This window comes from Pedobacter sp. GW821-FHT01D05 (genome assembly GCF_059422505.1).
The window spans coordinates 575029-593855 of record NZ_JBWKXA010000001.1 but is presented as its reverse complement, the minus strand read 5'-3'; the positions used below and the strand labels follow the sequence as shown (position 1 = coordinate 593855).

The window sequence follows — 18827 nt, the reverse complement described above, 5'->3', positions numbered from 1 at the left end:
CCTATGGTACAATAAACAACAATGAAAAATCTGTTAAAGTTTAGCTAATTTGAATTAAAGAATAACAAAAAACATTTTTCGGGCATAATGGGTTGTACAATAATGATGAAGGAAAAAAGAACGGTTGTAATTACAGGCGCTTCAAGTGGCGCTGGCAGAGCAATGGCTACGGTATTTGCTCAGAATGGAGATAAATTGGTAATCTCTTCCCGCAATATGGATGAACTTACAGCACTGGCTAAAGAATGTGAATTATTCGGTGCAGAAGTGTTAACAGTTGAAGCAGATGTATCCGATTATAAACAGGTAATTAATCTGGCAGCGGCTGCCGACAATTTTGGACCTGGAATAGATATCTGGATAAATAATGCCGGCGTACTTGCTATCGGCGAATTTGATGTTACACCAATGGAAGTTTCGGAGCAGGTGTTGCGCACCAATCTGCTTGGCTATATGAACGGAGCTCATGCCGTACTCCCATATTTTAAAGAACAGGGATCAGGTATCATCATCAACAATATCTCCATCGGTGGCTTTCTTCCTGTGCCTTACGGCGTGGCCTATTCTGCAAGCAAATTTGGTTTGAAAGGTTTTAGTGCTGCCCTTCAAACAGAATTATCCAGGTACCCCAATATTTATATCTGTGACACCTTTCCAGCGTTTTTAGATACACCAGGGATCCAGCACGCGGCAAATTATACCGGAAAAAGTTTAAAACCTGCACCACCGGTATACGATCCGATGCGTATAGCACTAAGCATACTTAAACTTTCTAAGCAACCGAAACCGCAAACGATGATTGGAAGCACTTCGATACTGCTTCGCTTATCTTATGCCGTTTTTCCGGCAATTACAAGGGGCATAGCCGGAGCGGTGATCCGTAATTACTTAAAAAATGCCCCTGATATCGAAAAAACAAACGGCAATATTTTCTCTCCACTTCCTTTTGGCAATGCCATACACGGTGGTTGGGGAATGCCTGGAAGACCTAAGGCGCACCGTAAATACCTTGCTGGCGGGCTACTTCTCTTTGTAGGCGCAGTGCTTTTAACGGCCAAAAGTTTATCACAATTGCCCAAGGGATAACCAGGGATTTTACACGTTTAGCGGCCATAAAGTTCGGTTTCTGATTTCAACCAGTTTACGGTTTTTTCGGTAATAAATCCTTCATCCACCCTCCATGCCCAGTTACCGGACGCTTTACCCGGTGTATTCATCTTAGCGTCATCACCTAACTGCATAATATCCTGCATGGGGATTATTGCTATTTCCGCAATTGAAGAATAGCAAAGCCTGATCATGGCCTTGATAATATTCGTTTCATTAATACTGGCACCCACATAGTTCGATAACCGTTTTCTAAGCGCCTCGTCTGTTTCATTTTTAAACCATCCCAAAGTTGTATTGTTATCGTGGGTTCCGGTATAGACAATAAAATTCACCGAATCAAAATTATGCGGAATATGGGGAGAAGCTGCCAGGTCTTCGCCAAAGGCAAACTGTATAACTTTCATGCCCCGCAGGCCGAACTGCATTCTTAAATTGACCACATCTTCAGTAATTTCGCCAAGATCTTCGGCAATGAAAGGAAGTTCGCCGAATTTTCCTTTCATTGATTTAAAAAATTGAGCACCCGGCCCAGGTTTCCATGTACCATTTACTGCATCATCAAAATGAGCTGCAACCTGCCAATAACTCGCAAAAGCCCTGAAATGATCCAGGCGCACAAGATCGTATATCTTTCTACTTTTCTTGAGCCGGTTTTTCCACCATTTAAATCCATCATGTTCCATCCTCTCCCAATTATATATCGGCATTCCCCACAACTGCCCTTTTTCATTAAAATAATCTGGTGGTACAGCCGCAACAACAGTTCTGTTTCCATTTTTATCAAGCAGGAAATTTTGAGGTTCTGCCCATACTTCAACCGCATCGTAATCCAAATAAAATGGAAGATCGCCGATCAATTTTATTCCCTTTTTATTTGCATAGGCTTTTAATTTGTACCATTGACGGTAAAAAATAAACTGGTTCCATTTTGTTTCCTCAAGCTCGGACAGGTAGTTTTTTTCATATTCAACGATAGCTTTTTTATTTTTAGACTTAAACTTTTCTGGCCAGTTAAACCACTCACTGTTTTTATAAAACTGTTTTAAATGGGTATAAACAGAAAAATCAGTGAGCCAGCGCGATTCGGCCTTACAAAAAGAGTTGTAGCTTGCAACCAGTTTCTTGTTACCCGTACTTTTAAAGCGCTGATAGGCCTTATCTAAAATACGCTGTTTCATTTCTGCTGTTTTTTCAAAATCAACTTGTGCTGTTGCGGGTAATAGGAAAGCATCAAGATCACTTTTACTTAAAAGCCCATCCTCGAATAAAACGTCCGGACTAATTAGCATGGTATTTCCAGCCATAGCAGAACTGCTGGAATAAGGAGAATACCCGTTCTCCTTTTTTACCGGATTGAGGGGCAGAATCTGCCAATAGCTTTGCCGCGAAGCATAAAGAAAATCTACAAATTTATATGCCCAGGGCCCAAGATCGCCGATACCAAAATTGGATGGTAAGGAACTGATGTGCATCAACACCCCCGCAGAACGTTCATTTTTTTTGGGGATTAACCTAAGCACCGCCAATTGAACCTCGTTGAACAACTGGCTGATGAGTAGCCCCCTCTGTAATGGATCTTTAGCCCCTTTTTTCCCGGTAAGCAGATTTTCCCATGTTAAGGGGGCCTCATGCGGTAAAATAACTGCAGTATCTTCCCAATCGAAATCGCTAATTGCTACATTCTGGATTTTACAGCACTTGGCAAAACCAAGGGGAACAACGGTTATTATCCAGCGCTGTTTATACCTCCTTGCAAAAGCACAGATATGGTTACTATATTTACCTTCAACCGTTAAAGGAATATAGGTACCCAGTTCAAAAACATCAGTTTCAGATTTTCTGATTAATAGCAAAGTTTTGGTTAACCACATTTTCAACTTTCCAGAAAACCTGTCTTCCCAAAGTTTTTTATAGTCAGCAGGTGTATCCAGCTCTTTCATCATTTTGGATCTGCAGCTATAATCAACAGCTCTTCTATTATCAGGGTCAACAAGGCTTAGATCCCATAATTCGGTTCCCTGATAAATATCCGGAACGCCAGGGCAGGTAAATTTTAAAGTAAGCTGCGCTAAACTATTGATTATTGCAAAGTCGGAAATGCGCTTCAAAAAGTCTTTGATCAATTTTCCGCTTTCCAGCCTTTCGTTTAAAATAACCCTCGAAAACTTATTCAGTTGATGCTCGTAAACCTCATTCGGACTTGCCCAGTCTGACCGTTTCTTGGATTCCCGCAATGCTTTTACAATAAACTGTGCTAAACGGTTATCAATATCCTGTTCATCGTCTTTTAGAAAAGGAAAGGCTCCAATAATGGTCTGCAGGAGGAGATAAACATCATTAACATGTAACTTTTTGTAGGACGGCACCTTATGCTGTAAACGGATAAAATTGTGCTTAAGCTGTTCAACCAGCAGGCTCCACTCCTCAGGAAGATCGCTGAGCACATTCAATCTCGCCCTTACATCCTCCCCTTTTTTAGTATCATGGGTAGAACTCGCATTTATACTTAGTGGCCAGTACTGCTGTCGATTCAGCATTTCATTATGAAAGCCATCGAGCGATATCCCGAATGCATCCGGCGCATCTCCAACTTCGCTGTGGCCTACAAAACGGTTGTAGGTAAACATCAGCGTATCTTCGACTCCTTTGGCCATTAACGGACCGGTAAACTGCATACAGCGCTGAAAAAACTGACCGACTTTTCGTCTATATGCATGATCTGCATTTCGGGGTTTTTCTAAAAATATGGCAGCTAATAATTCTCCTGCTTTACCCAGTTTTTTATCACCAATAAGGGGCATCAGCAGGCTGCTGATTCTCTTTTCATCGATTTCTGCAAGTGGGAAACTATAATTGTAATACCGATATACAGGCATGCGGATGAGGAGCCAGCCAAGCGCCTTTTTCAGTTCTGCATTTTCTACAAAAGAAAAACCAGGCGGTTTAAGTGGCAAAAGCATTTCAAACAGGTTATCCAATTCACCCTGCATATGTTTAAACAATATATTATGTTTTTTTTCATAGATCAGCTGAGATGGATTGAGTTTTTTTCCTGTTACCCGTTTATAAAGTCTGGTAAAAGGTTTCTCGGCCTGCTTATTGGTAAAAAGATTGTTTACCATTGCCATAAAATCATAACCAGTGTTCCCCTGTACTTTCCAGTCCAATGGCATCTGTTCTCCCTGTTCCAGAATTTTTTCCACTACAATGTAAACTTCCTTTCCAACTGACTTCCGGAGGTTTTGTAAATAATCTTTAGGATCGTAAAGTCCATCTACATGGTCGATTCGTAGTCCCTGAAAAACACCTTTATCAATCAGTTCGAAAATATAGCGGTGATAAAGATTGAATGTTTCCTGATGCTGCATGTTGAGGCAGATCAGACTATTGACTGTAAAAAACCTTCGGTAATTGATTTTATGATCGGTTTCCTGCCAATTACACAAGCGGTAATGCTGATCGTTAACTATCTGTTTTAAAACAGCTGTATTGCTGTTAATTTTCCTAAAATCGAGCAATGCCAGCATTTTATGCGTATCAGCATTAACGGGCCAATCGGTTTCACCATAACTCAGGTAATATTCGCCTTTAACTTTCTTGAGTTGTAATTTCTCCAGTTTTATGGCCTCATCGAGCTCCTCACCTAAAAAAGGAACCATTAAGCGTCCATCGCCCTTTTCCAGGTCGATGTCAAAAAAAAGGGCAAAATCTGAAGCACTGCCTTTTTGAAGCACATCCATTAACCAGGCATTACCAGGATGAAAGGCCATGTGGTTGGGAACAATGTCCTGAAGCCATCCAATCCCTGCCGCTTTTAATTTTTTAGACACATTTAACAACTCTGCTTCGGTACCGATCTCAGGATTTATCTTTAATGGATTTACCACGTCATAACCGTGCATACTACCCGGAATGGCTTCAAAAATGGGTGAAGCATACAATGTGCTTATCCCCAGTTCGATGAGGTATGGGATAATACGGTCAAGAGATTTCAGGTTAAAATCTTTGTGAAACTGGATACGGTAAGTGGCGCTTGGTTTATACATCTTTTTTAGAAAGAATAAGAATTGATTCTGGAAATAGGGTAATTTGTTCACCGGGAGCTAAGCGCTTTATTTCTTCGTTTGGTCCATTCCAAACGAGTGAAGAAGAGTTAAGCAATATGGTCCAATCTTGAATTGTTTCGCCAGTTGAAAGGTTTTGCTTTTGATCTGAAAAGTTAAACAGCACCATTATTTTTTGTGCACCCTTCCCCCGTTTTAGCATTAAACATTTTTTTTCTGGGTAGGCCCTTGCCTTAACGTTTTTTCGATCTAAGTCTGCAAGCACCTCGTTTTGCTTTCGGAGTGCAATCAATGTTTTGTAATAAGACAACATTTTAAGATTTAACGGCATTTCAAGTTTTTGCCAATCCAGTTTTGAATGTTGAAAAGTTGATTCGTGCTGTGGGTCGGGCACGGCTTCACCTTCGTGGAAAGCAGAAAACTCCGCTTTTCTGCCTTTTCTAACGGCTTCTACCAGATGGTGATCACTGTGACTTATAAAAAACTGGAAAGGATTGGTTTCTGCCCATTCCTCGCCCATAAATATCAAGGGTAAAAAGGGGCTGCAAAAAACAGCAGCAGCCATCACTTTCAACATTTCAAAACTCACCAATGTAGCAGTCCGTTCACCCAGCATGCGATTACCGATCTGATCATGATTCTGTGAGAAAACAACAAATTTATAACCCGGAACATCTCCTATGGGTTCACCAAACTTTTTCTGTCTATGGGGCGAATATTGTCCATCGTACACGTAAGCGCCGTTAAAAGATTTAGCCAGATCATCCACGCCATTAAAATCTGAATAATAACCTTTTTGTTCCTGACCTGCGCAAACCCGCAGCGCATGGTGAAATTCATCTATCCACTGGGCATCCATACCATAGCCATGCTCCTTTTTCGGCCTGATAAAGCGACCGTCGTTCAAGTCAAGTTCAACAATCAGTTCATAAGTTCTACCGGTTACCCGAGCAAGTTTTTCGGTATGCGATTTAATCTCTGCCAGAATATGAACAGGGCTAAAATCTTTAATTGCGTGTACCGCATCTAGCCTAAGCGCATCGATGTGAAAATCCCTGAACCACATCAGCGCATTTTCGATAAAGAAATCCCTTACCGCATCGCATCCTGCATCATCAAAGTTAATGGCCTGCCCCCAGGGCGTATGGTATTTATCAGTAAAGTATGGACCAAAATCTGCAAAATAATTTCCTTCTGGCCCCACGTGATTAAAAACAACATCCAAGATTACGGCCAGCCCCTTCTCGTGGCAGGTATTAACCAATTGTTGTAATGCTAAAGGACCACCATAGGTATTTTGTACGGCGAAGGGAAATACGCCATCATAACCCCAATTCCTGCCGCCCGAAAATTGTGCAACAGGCATAATTTCTATAGCGGTAATGCCGAGTTTAACAAGATAGTCGAGTTTTGTTTCGATAGCGGCAAAATCTCCTTCAGGTGTGAAAGTTCCGGTATGAAGTTCGTAAATGATGAAATCTTTCAATGCGAGCCCATCCCAATGTTTATCTGTCCAAGGGAAACTTCGCAGATCAAAAGCTGTTGATAGCCCCTGTGGCCCTTCGGCCTGGAGCAACGAGGCTGGATCAGAACGCATAAGTTCTTTTCCATCTTCAGGGGTGCTGATCTTAAAGCTATAACTTTCCAGTGGCTTTATCTGATCGGTTTGCAAAAACCAATACCCATAGCCCTCATTAAACATATCAATAACGGCAGCACTTTCTGTTATTAAAACAGCAACCTGTTCTGCAAACGGTGCCCAAACCCTTATTTCTGCCTCCCCGTTTTCGTTAAAATTTAAACCGATACTTCTTTTTTGTACGTTTACTCCCATTAAAGCCTCTTTTTTAAGAGAACAAAAAAAAACAGGCCAAAGTTTTGACGGATATTGATGAAGAATATGCTGCAATTTGCATAAACCTAAAAGCGAGCTATTATAGCGCTCAGCACGGCTTATCATCTACCGGCTCCTGCATTTTAACTGTTTATACAGTTCGTATTTACTGTCTTAAAAAATTTAATCCTGATGAGGAGTTCAATCATCTTCTGCGCGGCCTGCATCCGAATCCGATTTCTCTGCCTGTTTTGATAATTCTCCGGCAGAAGCCTCGTCCTGATAAGCACTATCTGCATCACTAGCCTCAATCTGTGAATGCGGTACAATACCAACCTTATTTTCATTGTCCTGTTGATCTGTTTTTTTGTTTTCCATTGTTTTAAGTTTAAACCTTCAAAATTATTTCCTGCAAGAAGCGCAACCTTTGTTTTAAAGCATGTACTTCATTAAATAAACAAGGCAAAACTGTGGTAAGTTTGATTTATTTAACGGTTAAAGTATTTGGTTACAACACCGGTTAACACATCAATTAAATATTTTGGTAAACGCAGTATCAACCTGTTTTAATAACTTAAAAAAGGAACACCCTTGTATTTATATTCTCATTACCAGCAAGAGAAAACAAAAACTGAAAACCATCTGAAATTTTCGCCTGTTTATATAAGCAAAAACACTCCTTAGACTTAGTACCAAAGAATATGACAAACAAGCACAACTTTTTTGAGCGTATATCTGACAGGATTACGAATTGGACCGGAAGTGCAGGCGCCTTTATTACAGCTGTTGGCATTGTCGTAATTTGGGGCGTTAGTGGCCCTGTTTTCAATTATTCGGATACCTGGCAACTGGTAATTAATACAGGAACAACTATTATTACTTTTTTAATGGTATTTCTGATCCAGAAAACCCAGAATAAGGATTCGAAAGCCATACAGTTAAAACTTAATGAGCTATTGGCAGCGAGCAGGCATGCCAGTAACCGTATGGTTGATATTGAAGATCTTTCGGAGGCAGAACTGGATGTACTGCACAAATACTATGCGAAACTTTCTGATGTGGCAGAAAAAGAAGAGGATATCCACCATTCCCATTCAATTGATTCTGCAAAAAAACTTTCGGAAGAAAAATTAACAGGAAACCCCAGGATGGTTAAAAATAAAAAAATGGTTAAACATTAGTCGCTCCATTTATAATTTGATAACACATTAATTAATAAGATAAAACAAAGATGAGAGACCTACCCTTAAATAACAACCAAGAAAATCTGCATACAATAAAGAAAAAATTTAATGATGGATTAATTGAGTCATCATGGAGCGAAAACGGAGAATTGACCTATATTATCAACGATGGATTGGATTTAAACGAATATGCTAACCTGGCCAAACAGATTCTGGAAAGTGAAGGCGATATTGCCCATGATTTTACGGGCAAGGTTACCAATAAATCGGGAACCTCATCAGCAAGATTCGAATACAGGTCTGGCTGGTTTTTAGATGGCATGGCTGATGGAGAAATTGAATAACCGGTAGCGGCTATGTGCAAATAAACCGATAACGAAATATGAAATTAGGAAAAGCATTCATCGGCACATCGGGATGGAAATACCGCCATTGGGAGGGCAATTTTTATCCAGATGACCTTAAAAAGAAAGATCAGTTTAAATATTTTGCCGAACATTTCGATACTGTAGAGCTGAACAATTCATTTTATCGCCAACCAAGCATCGATAATTTTAAGCAGTGGCAATTGCAAAGCCCTAAGAATTTTATTTATGCTGTTAAAGCCAACAGATATTTTACCCACCTCAAAAAGTTGAATGTGGAACAGGCCGAAATCCTGGATTTTCTAGAGGCCAGCGAAGGACTGGAAAACAAACTGGGGCCTATCCTTTTTCAGCTCCCACCTAAATGGAAATTAAATACCGAAAGGCTGGAGCGGTTTTTAAAAATGCTTCCTAAAAAGCACCGATATACCTTCGAATTCAGAAATCCAAGTTGGTATCATGATGATGTATTTACACTGCTCGCTAAATACAACTGCGCATTTTGCATTTACGAGTTGGCCGGGCATCAATCTCCCATTTTGTGCACAGCAGATTTTGTGTACATCAGGCTACATGGTCCTGAAGGAAAATATCAGGGAAGTTACAACAACCACAACTTAACAAAGTGGAACAGCATGTTGTTTTCGTGGATAAAAGAAGAAAAAGACGTATACCTCTATTTCGATAACGATCAGGCTGCTTATGCTGCTTTTAATGCACTCGAAATAAAAAAAATGATCGCCTCAGTGTATCAAAAATAATTTAGCAGATAAAAAGTTAAACGAAATTGCCCAAGCTTATGCGGGTTAATTCTCGTTTTGCTTAAAACTTTAATCTGATGGTTCTGTTTATTTTAACAAAGTAAACCGCATTATGGCAAATACTAAAAACGACAGAAAAGACCTTGAGAAAGGCAATGAAAGGAAAAACCAGGAACAGCTGAATCAAATTGCCTTGGGCAATACTGAAATAGAAAACACACCGTTAACCAATAACAACGATCTTTTAAGTTTGCCCAAAACCGATGGCACAGGTTCAAACCCCGCCGCTGCCACTCCCCATTCGCTTATTGTACACGAAGATGAAAAGGAGAAAGACCGGTATGAAGAAGGCAGCAGTGTAGATCAAAAAAATATTGATACCGAATAACTTAAAAACACAATTGCCATTTAATGAACAAAATTTTAGTGTGCAAACTATTTCTTTATGAGTAAACTGATCTGTATACTTGAGGATGATGCAGGGATAAGAGATATATTACAGTTCCTGCTTTTAGAAGAAGGCTACCAAGTAGCGTGTTTTACTACCGTTAATGAGTTTTTTACCAGAAAACATATCAATCCAGACCTTTACTTGTTGGATGTAATGCTTCCCGACGGCAATGGTATGGCGGTATGTAAACTGCTTAAGGCCGACCCCAAAACTGCTGATACACCCGTAGTTATGATGAGCGCCCATGCCGATATTCAACAAATGACCAGCGGATGTAACGCCGAAGAATTTGTAGTTAAGCCTTTTGATATCTTTATATTATTAAAAAAGATTGTCGATCTATTAAATTTAAAAAGTGCTGGAAAGGATACATAAAGTAGCTAATTAAACTTAAATCAATCTGTTTGATATAATATACAGCGAACACCAGAACAATAAGAGCTGGGATGGTATAAACAGCCTTACTTATTTTGTTAAGCCTTGGATTTCATTCAAGTCTGCTTTCCAATGGGCAATTTTTGCTTCTGCCCAGGCCCTCAGATTAGGGTTGAGCAATCCTGTAGAGCCAGTAGCTTTTACATGAAAACCAATCATTTTTTGGTCTGAATCGATGAGCAGTGAGTGTAACTGTTCAAATTGGACCGGATCACGTTGACGCAATAGGGTTAGTTTTTGTACATGTTCTTCTTTAAGCGAAGTTTGTGAAAATTGATCCTGTGTATTTGTATTTGCTGCTAACTGCTGAATATAGGCTTGATTTTCATTTCCTCTCCTGGTGCCTAAACCCTTAATTGCTGGAGCATCCATCTTTTGCAGTTCAAGATTCAACTGCTGCTGATATTGCATTTCAGGATATACGGAGTCAGTAAATTCGCGATCGTGCATGGTAAATTCGGTCTGATCATGCTTACAGCTAAGCAAAAACAGCAAAATGATAAGAAATAAACAAGACTGAGGGTATTTCATGATTTAACTCTTTTTACACACTAACTAATTACCTGTAGATAAACCAGTACAAAATTGTTCGGCTTATTTAATCCGTTTTTTCAACATAAAACAAAGTAAAAAGAGAGATGGTTTTATAAAACCAATAAGTTGATCGAGCAGAAATGTATCAAAATACCAATGGTTGTGTACTGAATATAGACTAAAAAGAAAAATTCATAAAACATTCACAAAAACACCATTGTTTTATTACTGGTATTTTAACAATAATTCTATTCTTATGAAAAAACTTATGATGATGATGCTAGCCTGTTCAATCTGCCTGGCATCGGTTGCACAAACACGACAAGACACCACTAAAAAAAAGACAGAAAAAACAAAGCCTGCAAAAAAAAGCAAGGAATGGCCGTCTAAAAAAGACACCACTAAACGTGACACACTCAAACGTGACACCATGCACAAAACCAATCCCGTACATTAAGCAAAGGCCCAAACGGGCCTTTTTAATGCATTCAACAATTTTTCTAGAAGTTTAAGTTATTTAGACATCAGGTGGCCTACAAGCTCAGCCTCATTAGTCAGATCTAATCGCAATGGCGTAATAGAAACATAACCATGATCAACGGCCCAGCGATCGGTGTCTTCTTCGGCTGGCTCAAGTGGCGTTACAGTAATCCAAAAATGTTTCCTCCCCATCGGATCTTCTCCCGGAACAACATTTCCATCATACAGGCGCACAGACTGCCGTGTCCACCTAATGCCCTTAGGTTCTGGCGGAAAATTAACATTATACAGGGCAAGCTCATTGTTTATAAATAATTCCTCCAGTGAACTAACTACAAAGGCTTTTAATTTTTCGAAATCAGGTTCAGTGTGGCCTACTGGCGTACTTAAAGCAATGCCTTTTACACCCAAAAGAACAGCTTGTTTTGCCGCAGCCAATGTGCCCGAATGCCACATGGAATTACCTAAATTTGGCCCCATATTAATACCCGAAAGTACCACATTGGTATCAGGATATAGGTGCAAACCAAGTGCAACACAATCGGCTGGTGTACCGTTTACACGGAAGGCGTCTATCCCCTCAAAAGCTATTGGTGATTTCTTGTAGCTCAAAGGCCGTGAATGTGTTATGGCATGGCCCATTGATGACTGTTCTACATCAGGGGCAACAATTCTTACTGTACCAAAAGTTTTGGCAATGTTGGCAAGTGCTGCTATTCCGGGGCTGTAAATGCCGTCGTCATTGGTGATCAAGATATTCATTTCTATTTTTTTTACTGTTTATATCTCTTAATAAAACTAAGTCTGGCCTATATTGTTCAAATAAAGATGAAAAAGCCAGCCCCTTTAGTTCATGTAATCCATAATCCTGAAGCAGGACAGCAAAAACATTCAGAAAAAAAACTATCGTCTGCTATTAAGCGTCATGGCTTTTCGATAGATTACGCGTCTTCTGAAAAACGCTCGTTAAAAGATATCCGCCCCGAAACTTCATTTATTGCCATTGCCGGCGGGGATGGGACGATAAGAAAAACAATTATCAAACTTCTTGACAAAAAACTGCGTTACAAACGACCGGTAGCCCTCCTCCCCTTCGGTACTGCAAATAATATTGCAACCTCTCTTGGTATTTCAAGCGATCTGGACCGTAATATAACTTCCTGGTCTAATTACAATCTGCGAAAATTTGATATCGGACAGGTTACCGGAACAGCAGAACCACTGTTTTTTATCGAATCTTTTGGCTTTGGTATTTTCCCTAAACTGATGCAAAAGCTCGAAAGCATGGATACAAAAGCAATCAAAACGGCTGAGGATGAATTCGAAATTGCACTGGATACGCTATTGGCAATTACCGAAACCTATGTTTCATGCACCTGTAGCATAGAGGTTGAGGATAAAAAAATAAGGAAAAAATGTATCATGGTCGAAATCATGAATATTTCGCGCCTTGGTCCTAATTTGAGGTTAAGTGAACACGCTGATCCCAGTGATGGTTTTTTCGATGTAGTAATCGTAGAAGAAAACCAAAGGGAAATCCTAAAAAATTATATTGCAGAAGTTGCAATAGGAAAAGATGTAGTATTTCCAGTGCCGCCGATAAGAACAAAACATTTAAAGATAAAATGGAACGGAAAAGATGCACATGTTGATGACCAACTGATAAATGACATAAAAAAGAGTCGTTTAAAAGTAAACCTAATGCATAGCCTGCTAGAGATAATGGTTGAAAGTAAAAAACTCAAATAAATAACTACTTGAAAATATAGCTGATTTATATAAGCGGTCGTCACCCTGACCTGTAGCGCAGCGGAAAGTTACGCAGTAAACAGAGCATTAAGCGAGCTCACCGAAGGTAATTTATTTCAGGGTCTTAAATGTTAAGATACTGTTATCTCAAGTATACTTCAAGTTTATTTCAGAAAAAGAGGGCTTATTGACTACATTTTTTTTATATTAAAGAAGTAATTTTTGCATGGCATAATAAAAATCAGCCTTTCAACCTAAACTCGATTGAAGAGGCATCCCCCTACCGATTTTACATCGGGCTCATTGGGGATACATCGCAAAGCGAGACTGCTTAACCCGAAGAACAACTGCACACTCATTTTCAAAAAAAATAAAAGATTTGCAGAAATTAATCAGTTTTTTATCCAAAAAGAACAATCATCCTTTTAAGGTAAAAATAAGTCCTATAAAATCGCGTATAATTCAAAAACCTTTGCGCTTTACATCCTGTTTTAACCTAAAAACAGCTTATGAAAAACCATACTGACCTTAAGTCCGCCAGGGACGGAGAAAATGAAAGTCTATGGCAGGTTTCGCATCCGCGCCTGGAAATCAAACCACTCAAAGAAAATACAATTTACGATGTAGTAATCATAGGTGGAGGAATTACGGGCGTAACCACTGCCCTTGAGCTACAGCGAAAAGGTAAAAAATGTATTTTGATAGAAGCGCAAAACCTGGGCTTCGGTACAACAGGTGGTACAAGTGCACACCTGAATACCTTTTTGGATGCCACCTATCCGGAGATAGATAGTGATTTCGGAAAAGAAGCCTCTGCCCAACTTGCCCGTGCTACAAAAGAAATAATAGAAATGATCCGTAGCAATATCAAAGCGCTCGAAATCGATGCAGACTTTGAATATAAGGATGCCTTTCTCTTCTCTCAGAACCAGGAAGAGACGAAACAGCTTAAATCCATCCTTTCCGCTTCACAACAGGCTGGTGTTAACGTAAGTGAAGTATTTGAAAACGGCATTCCGATCGATTTCCAACACGTATTGTTATTTAAAGAGCAAGCGCAATTCCATCCCATAAAATATATACTAGGCCTCGCCAGAGAATTCCTTAAATTGGGCGGAGATATCCTGGAGCATACCTTTGTTGAAAACAGTGTTTATAAAGGCGACGTTCACTATATAAATGCAGGCAAGATAACCGTTCAGGGCAGGCATTTGGTATGGGCTACACACATTCCGCCTGGAATTAATATCCTGTCGCTCAGGAATGCGCCTTACCGAAGTTATGTACTGGCGGCTAAACTTAAAAACGGAGATTACCCCAACTGCCTGGCCTATGATATGCAAGAGCCTTACCACTACTTCCGAAGTCATGAAATAGATGGAGATCAATACCTGTTAATTGGTGGCGCTGACCATAAGACGGGGCACGATGATCCGGAAAAGGCCTTTTCGGCGCTAGAGCAATATGCAATGGAAAATTTTGACATTAGCTCTATTGATTACCGGTGGTCATCACAGTATTATGTTCCCGTAGATGGCCTACCCTATATTGGGCAGTTTCCGGGTGGTGATCCGAACAGCTTTGTAGCAACGGGTTTTAACGGGAACGGGATGATCTTCGGCAGCCTTTCGGCAGTTATCTTAACCGATCTGATATTGGGTATTGAAAACGATCTTGCTAAACTGCTCAGCCCGTCGCGATTGAAACCTATTTCAGGTTTTATGGATTTTGTACAAGAAAATGCTGATGTGGCCTATCATTTTGTTGCTGACCGGTTTGGGACAGAAATTATCCAGTCAACAAAAGAGTTAAAAAACGATGAAGGTAAAATAGTAGAGTTAGAAGGCAAAAAGCTCGCTTTATATAAAGATATAAACGGCAAGGTTATCGCCTTAAGTCCGGTGTGCAAACATGCCGGTTGCATTATTAACTGGAACGCCAGCGAAAAAAGCTGGGACTGCCCTTGTCACGGAGGAAGATTCGCTACTGATGGTAATGTTCTTACCGGGCCACCAAGGAAAGCATTAGAGAAAATAGAAATCAACAAGATTGGACAAGTTTGATAAATAAGCTCAGCTGTAAATCTGAACAAGATTTCAACCTTTACCAAAAGCAGGGCTAAAAAGACCAATGTCCAAACAAATCCATCAACATTAGGGTTGTAATTTTATGGTTCCATTTAATATCCAGATCGATCATGGTGATGATAAAATTACCCTGATTATTATTCCAAAGAAAGATTATTATATAATCGTTTATTTTGGCAGTATCCTTGGCGCCATCAGAAAAATGGGCCTGGACTGGATACTGCTCCAACAGGAAGAGATTGATCCTGGAATGCCAGAATATTTCGACCATAGACTGAATTCTGAAGCGGCACAGGTATCATTAGGTATTCATGAGATTAACCTCATTGCGGGCGAAATTGAAAATCACCTTGTAAATCAGTAATAATAGAAACCTTAGCTAAATCTTCATTTTGTTTATTACAAAAGTTCCGCTCCTGCGCTCCGCCACATAAAACCATTTATCCATAAAGGTTGTTATTTAGGCCAAAAGACCTCCGCACTACCACCATCAGATTCTGCAGAGACCTGCAACTGATCTCTTAATGTTGGGGCCAATAGTCAGATTTTATAATGGATGATAAGATGAAAAATGTAGGCAAAATGCTTATAGGCAGAAACCTCACAATTGCTTTTGCTGAAAGCGCAACGGCAGGCCGGCTTTCAGCAGATTTTTCAATGATAGAAGATGCGGGTAAATTCCTTAAAGGAGGCATTATTTGTTATGATGCCTGTTTAAAGGAAGATCTTTTACAGGTTGACGCTTCATTGATCAAAACCTATACACCTGAATCAATGGAGGTTACACAGGCCATAACGTTAGGACTGTCAAAACTGATCGATGCCGACATCCATATTGGCATCACCGGACTTACTGCTCCAGGAGGAAGTGAAACCCAGGAAAAACCGGTAGGCACCATGTTCATCTACGCTACCCACCACAACGAGCTGGCTTTTTCAGAAAGGCTTAATTTTACTGGTAGTCGCGAGGAAATTGTTACCGCAACTGTATTGGCTTGCGCAACTATGTTAGCAGATTACCTCAGCTTCCTGGATAACCCATAAATAGATATGAAAGCAAAGAAAGCATTTCCAAAAAAGACCTGGCTGTACCGGAACGGACTTTCGGTAACCTTTATCAGCCTATTTGTTTTTACACTCCTGGCACAGGCAATTACCGGCTGGAAAGAACATAATAGCGAACTGAGCGACCAGGGAGCTTCGCCAATCTCTTTTAATAATTATCTTCATACCGGGCATTTTATTTCCGCCACTTTCGAAAATTTTGAAAGCGAGTTTCTGCAGATGGTTCTTTATGTGCTGCTAACCGTAAAACTGCGTCAGATCGGTTCGGCCGAATCTAAAAAACTTGATGAAGAAGAAGCGGTAGACCGCGAGCCTGTTGCCTCGAAAAATGCCCCATGGCCCGTACGCCGGGGCGGGCTGATTTTGAAACTGTATTCCAACTCGCTTTCTATTGCTTTCTGCATCCTTTTTCTGGTGAGCTGGTACCTCCATTTTTATGGTAGCTGGCTAGATCACAACACTGAGCAAATATTAAAAGGTAAAGCAACAGATACGATGACCGCCTATCTGGGGCAGGCCAACTTCTGGTTCGAAACCTTTCAAAACTGGCAGAGCGAATTCCTCTCGGTAGCTGCTATCGTGGTATTAACCATTTTCTTAAGACAGAAAGGCTCTCCGGAATCTAAACCAGTAGATGCGCCGCATATGGAAACCGGGAAATAGAAATATTAAAATTGACCATAATGGATAGATTTATGCCAAGAACTTAAAATAAAATACATAAAACCATTTGAAATTTCAACCTGTTCTATAGCTATCAAAAACCTATAAAAATTATAATTATGGCAACAACAAAAACAGCAGGCAACAAAGCCTCAAAATCTACATCAAAAACAGGAAAAATAGAAAATTCTGAATTCCATGATTTTTTTATTGATGAATTAAAGGATATTTACTGGGCAGAAAAACACCTTGCTAAAGCGCTTCCAAAAATGCAAAAAGCGGCCACTAGCCCTGAGCTTGCAGCAGCTTTTGAAAAGCACACCACGGAAACTCAACAACATGTGAGCACACTGGAAGAAGTTTTTGGGCTTTTAGGTGAAAAACCAGTAGCTAAAAAGTGTGATGCAATGGCAGGTTTGCTGGAAGAAGCCGATGGAATTATTGCTGATACCGACAAAGGCACGATGATAAGAGATGCAGGACTTATCCTGGCAGCTCAAAAAGTGGAACATTATGAAATTGCAACCTATGGTACGCTTAGAGTATTTGCCGAAAATATCGGACACAACGATGTAGCCGAACTACTTTCTCAGACCCTTGACAATGAAAAGGCAACCGATGTCGCGCTCACTGAAATTGCTGTCAATGCGGTTAATGAAGAAGCCGTTGCAGAATAAAAAAGGATGTATCATAAAGGCTGTCATGTTGAGCCTGTCGAAACACCTTAAAGGGTATTTAAGCGGTTCCTTCGACAGGCTCTCCACAGAAGTCCTTTGGACAGGATGACAAATCTATCTTTATGATATAACCTCTTTTACAAAAGAAATCTATAAGATCACATCCATCCAACAATAACGGGTATATAAGTGTTATTTATTATGCAAATGATATGATTAACACCGGAAATCCTATATTCAGCCACAAATTCACTTCTGATCCAACTGTTTTGGTATACGATCAGAAAGTATATTTATACACTGGACATGATGAAGCACCACCAGGGGTGCATAATTATATCATGCGTAACTGGCTTTGCTTTTCTTCTACAGACCTGATCAACTGGGAAGAACATCTGATACCATTACAGGCAAAAGATTTTAGCTGGGCAAGCGGGGATGCATTTGCATCCTGTGTGGTTTTTAACAAACAACAGTTTTATTGGTTTGCTGCAGTCTCCCATCGCGATATACCTGGAAAAGCAATTGCGCTTGGAATATCAGAAACACCTACAGGTCCTTTCCGTGATGCAATTGGATCAGCACTGATCACAGGAAATGATATCCCTTTCGACAAAAATCCAATGGCAAACCTTGATCCTTCTGTAATCATAGATACAGACGGGCAGGCTTATATCTTCTGGGGCAACCAACAGTGCTATTTCGCTAAACTAAGTGATGATATGCTCAGTATGCAGGGCAAAATCAATGCGGTTGAACTACCTGGTTTCTCGGAAGGTGCTCATGTTTTTAAACGCAACGACTGGTATTATCTGACTTACGGTTATGGCAGCCCGGAAAAGGTAGCCTACGCCATGAGCCCGAGTATACATGGACCATGGATATTTAAAGGGATATTGAACGAACTGGCTGGAAACTGTGAAACAAACCGTCCTGCCGTTGTCGAATTCAAAGGAAAGTACTATTTCTTTTATCATAACGGCGCACTAAAAGGCGGAGGCAGTCACAGGCGTTCGGTCTGCCTGGATCATCTTTATTATAATCCCGATGGGACAATCAAGCGGGTGCTCATGACAAGCGAAGGATTACGGTAGCACTCCCTGACCTAAGAAAGCTAGATGCCTGCAATTGAACATCAATTTTACTGAAATATCTCCCACAAATTTTATATTAACACCCTATTTGGACTAGACCCCAGAGCAAACGAACAACAAAATACCATTCTAATACCCTTTATTACTCTAATCCAGATTGTTGCAATTTCATTTACCAGGGAAGCACAAAACAAACAGGTACTACCAAAAAAAACACCCGATTGTTCAAATGTACTAGTAAAAATGACGAAATAAACTATTCTCATAGCCACAA

At 40.1% G+C, this 18827-nt stretch carries 19 protein-coding genes; 14 read left to right on the top strand and 5 right to left on the bottom strand.

The window, feature by feature from the left end; genetic code table 11:
- The first annotated feature begins 102 nt into the window (after positions 1-102).
- Entirely contained in the window at positions 103-1086 is a 984-nt protein-coding gene (locus AC07VK_RS02380; protein ID WP_492958081.1) for an SDR family oxidoreductase, read from the top strand.
- A 17-nt stretch (positions 1087-1103) separates the two neighbouring features.
- Here the strand turns inward: AC07VK_RS02380 and treY are convergent, their stop codons facing one another.
- The 3 genes from treY to AC07VK_RS02365 all read right to left on the bottom strand — a co-directional run bounded on the left by treY (position 1104) and on the right by AC07VK_RS02365 (position 7386).
- A complete protein-coding gene (gene treY, locus AC07VK_RS02375; RefSeq protein ID WP_492958079.1) occupies positions 1104-5156 on the bottom strand; it encodes a malto-oligosyltrehalose synthase in 4053 nt (1350 codons plus the stop codon).
- Positions 5149-7008 carry a malto-oligosyltrehalose trehalohydrolase gene (treZ, locus tag AC07VK_RS02370; RefSeq protein ID WP_492958077.1) on the bottom strand — a complete coding sequence of 620 codons (1860 nt, stop codon included), beginning with the start codon at positions 7006-7008 and terminating at the stop codon, positions 5149-5151. Before treZ ends, treY begins: the two co-directional genes overlap by 8 nt.
- Positions 7009-7209: 201 nt before the next feature.
- Positions 7210-7386 (bottom strand): hypothetical protein, encoded by a 177-nt coding sequence (locus AC07VK_RS02365; protein ID WP_492958075.1) that lies wholly within the window; start codon positions 7384-7386, stop codon positions 7210-7212.
- 323 nt (positions 7387-7709) lie between these two features.
- On the opposite strand from AC07VK_RS02365, the gene AC07VK_RS02360 reads away from it, so the two are divergent.
- The 5 genes from AC07VK_RS02360 (at position 7710) to AC07VK_RS02340 (ending at position 10144) form a co-directional block, all read left to right on the top strand.
- The gene (locus tag AC07VK_RS02360) at positions 7710-8189 is read left to right on the top strand and encodes a low affinity iron permease family protein (RefSeq protein WP_492952929.1); all 480 of its coding nucleotides are present in this window, start codon (positions 7710-7712) and stop codon (positions 8187-8189) included.
- Between the two features lie 50 nt (positions 8190-8239).
- Positions 8240-8536: a hypothetical protein gene (locus tag AC07VK_RS02355; RefSeq protein WP_492958073.1), complete on the top strand. Its 297-nt coding sequence runs from the start codon at positions 8240-8242 to the stop codon at positions 8534-8536.
- A 38-nt stretch (positions 8537-8574) separates the two neighbouring features.
- Positions 8575-9318, top strand: coding sequence for a DUF72 domain-containing protein (locus tag AC07VK_RS02350; protein WP_492952927.1), 744 nt, complete (start codon positions 8575-8577; stop codon positions 9316-9318).
- Between the two features lie 112 nt (positions 9319-9430).
- Complete coding sequence (locus tag AC07VK_RS02345; protein WP_492958071.1) at positions 9431-9706, top strand: hypothetical protein; 276 nt, start codon at positions 9431-9433, stop codon at positions 9704-9706.
- 57 nt (positions 9707-9763) lie between these two features.
- Positions 9764-10144 carry a response regulator transcription factor gene (locus AC07VK_RS02340; RefSeq protein ID WP_492952925.1) on the top strand — a complete coding sequence of 127 codons (381 nt, stop codon included), beginning with the start codon at positions 9764-9766 and terminating at the stop codon, positions 10142-10144.
- A 90-nt stretch (positions 10145-10234) separates the two neighbouring features.
- On the opposite strand, the gene AC07VK_RS02335 is transcribed toward AC07VK_RS02340, so the two are convergent.
- The gene (locus AC07VK_RS02335; protein ID WP_492958069.1) at positions 10235-10735 is read right to left on the bottom strand and encodes a hypothetical protein; all 501 of its coding nucleotides are present in this window, start codon (positions 10733-10735) and stop codon (positions 10235-10237) included.
- Positions 10736-10994: 259 nt separating this feature from the next.
- On the opposite strand from AC07VK_RS02335, the gene AC07VK_RS02330 reads away from it, so the two are divergent.
- The gene (locus tag AC07VK_RS02330) at positions 10995-11195 is read left to right on the top strand and encodes a hypothetical protein (protein ID WP_492952923.1); all 201 of its coding nucleotides are present in this window, start codon (positions 10995-10997) and stop codon (positions 11193-11195) included.
- A 56-nt stretch (positions 11196-11251) separates the two neighbouring features.
- Here AC07VK_RS02330 and surE read toward each other — a convergent pair whose 3' ends face one another.
- Positions 11252-11980, bottom strand: a complete 729-nt coding sequence (surE, locus tag AC07VK_RS02325; protein ID WP_492958067.1) for a 5'/3'-nucleotidase SurE — start codon at positions 11978-11980, stop codon at positions 11252-11254.
- Positions 11981-12046: 66 nt separating this feature from the next.
- Between surE and AC07VK_RS02320 the strand changes: the two genes are divergently transcribed.
- From AC07VK_RS02320 to AC07VK_RS02290, 7 genes are all read left to right on the top strand, one after another.
- A complete protein-coding gene (locus tag AC07VK_RS02320) occupies positions 12047-12967 on the top strand; it encodes a diacylglycerol/lipid kinase family protein (protein WP_492958065.1) in 921 nt (306 codons plus the stop codon).
- A 509-nt stretch (positions 12968-13476) separates the two neighbouring features.
- Positions 13477-15030 (top strand): FAD-dependent oxidoreductase, encoded by a 1554-nt coding sequence (locus tag AC07VK_RS02315; RefSeq protein WP_492958063.1) that lies wholly within the window; start codon positions 13477-13479, stop codon positions 15028-15030.
- A gap of 106 nt (positions 15031-15136) precedes the next feature.
- Entirely contained in the window at positions 15137-15418 is a 282-nt protein-coding gene (locus AC07VK_RS02310; protein WP_492952919.1) for a hypothetical protein, read from the top strand.
- Between the two features lie 200 nt (positions 15419-15618).
- Positions 15619-16098 (top strand): CinA family protein, encoded by a 480-nt coding sequence (locus AC07VK_RS02305; RefSeq protein WP_492958061.1) that lies wholly within the window; start codon positions 15619-15621, stop codon positions 16096-16098.
- A gap of 6 nt (positions 16099-16104) precedes the next feature.
- Positions 16105-16782, top strand: a complete 678-nt coding sequence (locus tag AC07VK_RS02300) for a DUF6766 family protein (RefSeq protein ID WP_492958059.1) — start codon at positions 16105-16107, stop codon at positions 16780-16782.
- A 119-nt stretch (positions 16783-16901) separates the two neighbouring features.
- A complete protein-coding gene (locus AC07VK_RS02295) occupies positions 16902-17459 on the top strand; it encodes a YciE/YciF ferroxidase family protein (protein ID WP_492952916.1) in 558 nt (185 codons plus the stop codon).
- A gap of 212 nt (positions 17460-17671) precedes the next feature.
- Positions 17672-18553 (top strand): glycoside hydrolase family 43 protein, encoded by an 882-nt coding sequence (locus AC07VK_RS02290; RefSeq protein ID WP_492958057.1) that lies wholly within the window; start codon positions 17672-17674, stop codon positions 18551-18553.
- Positions 18554-18827 lie beyond the last annotated feature (274 nt).

Bases quoted from the DNA above. Each gene is read 5' to 3' on its own strand.
- AC07VK_RS02340 (WP_492952925.1), top strand. From the start codon at position 9,764: ATGAGTAAACTGATCTGTATACTTGAGGATGATGCAGGGATAAGAGAT.
- AC07VK_RS02330 (WP_492952923.1), top strand. From the start codon at position 10,995: ATGAAAAAACTTATGATGATGATGCTAGCCTGTTCAATCTGCCTGGCA.
- AC07VK_RS02380 (WP_492958081.1), top strand. From the start codon at position 103: ATGATGAAGGAAAAAAGAACGGTTGTAATTACAGGCGCTTCAAGTGGC.
- AC07VK_RS02295 (WP_492952916.1), top strand. From the start codon at position 16,902: ATGGCAACAACAAAAACAGCAGGCAACAAAGCCTCAAAATCTACATCA.
- AC07VK_RS02345 (WP_492958071.1), top strand. From the start codon at position 9,431: ATGGCAAATACTAAAAACGACAGAAAAGACCTTGAGAAAGGCAATGAA.
- AC07VK_RS02310 (WP_492952919.1), top strand. From the start codon at position 15,137: ATGGTTCCATTTAATATCCAGATCGATCATGGTGATGATAAAATTACC.
- AC07VK_RS02320 (WP_492958065.1), top strand. From the start codon at position 12,047: ATGAAAAAGCCAGCCCCTTTAGTTCATGTAATCCATAATCCTGAAGCA.
- surE (WP_492958067.1), bottom strand. From the start codon at position 11,980: ATGAATATCTTGATCACCAATGACGACGGCATTTACAGCCCCGGAATA.
- treY (WP_492958079.1), bottom strand. From the start codon at position 5,156: ATGTATAAACCAAGCGCCACTTACCGTATCCAGTTTCACAAAGATTTT.
- AC07VK_RS02315 (WP_492958063.1), top strand. From the start codon at position 13,477: ATGAAAAACCATACTGACCTTAAGTCCGCCAGGGACGGAGAAAATGAA.
- AC07VK_RS02335 (WP_492958069.1), bottom strand. From the start codon at position 10,735: ATGAAATACCCTCAGTCTTGTTTATTTCTTATCATTTTGCTGTTTTTG.
- AC07VK_RS02365 (WP_492958075.1), bottom strand. From the start codon at position 7,386: ATGGAAAACAAAAAAACAGATCAACAGGACAATGAAAATAAGGTTGGT.
- AC07VK_RS02300 (WP_492958059.1), top strand. From the start codon at position 16,105: ATGAAAGCAAAGAAAGCATTTCCAAAAAAGACCTGGCTGTACCGGAAC.
- AC07VK_RS02305 (WP_492958061.1), top strand. From the start codon at position 15,619: ATGAAAAATGTAGGCAAAATGCTTATAGGCAGAAACCTCACAATTGCT.
- AC07VK_RS02350 (WP_492952927.1), top strand. From the start codon at position 8,575: ATGAAATTAGGAAAAGCATTCATCGGCACATCGGGATGGAAATACCGC.
- AC07VK_RS02355 (WP_492958073.1), top strand. From the start codon at position 8,240: ATGAGAGACCTACCCTTAAATAACAACCAAGAAAATCTGCATACAATA.
- treZ (WP_492958077.1), bottom strand. From the start codon at position 7,008: ATGGGAGTAAACGTACAAAAAAGAAGTATCGGTTTAAATTTTAACGAA.
- AC07VK_RS02360 (WP_492952929.1), top strand. From the start codon at position 7,710: ATGACAAACAAGCACAACTTTTTTGAGCGTATATCTGACAGGATTACG.
- AC07VK_RS02290 (WP_492958057.1), top strand. From the start codon at position 17,672: ATGATTAACACCGGAAATCCTATATTCAGCCACAAATTCACTTCTGAT.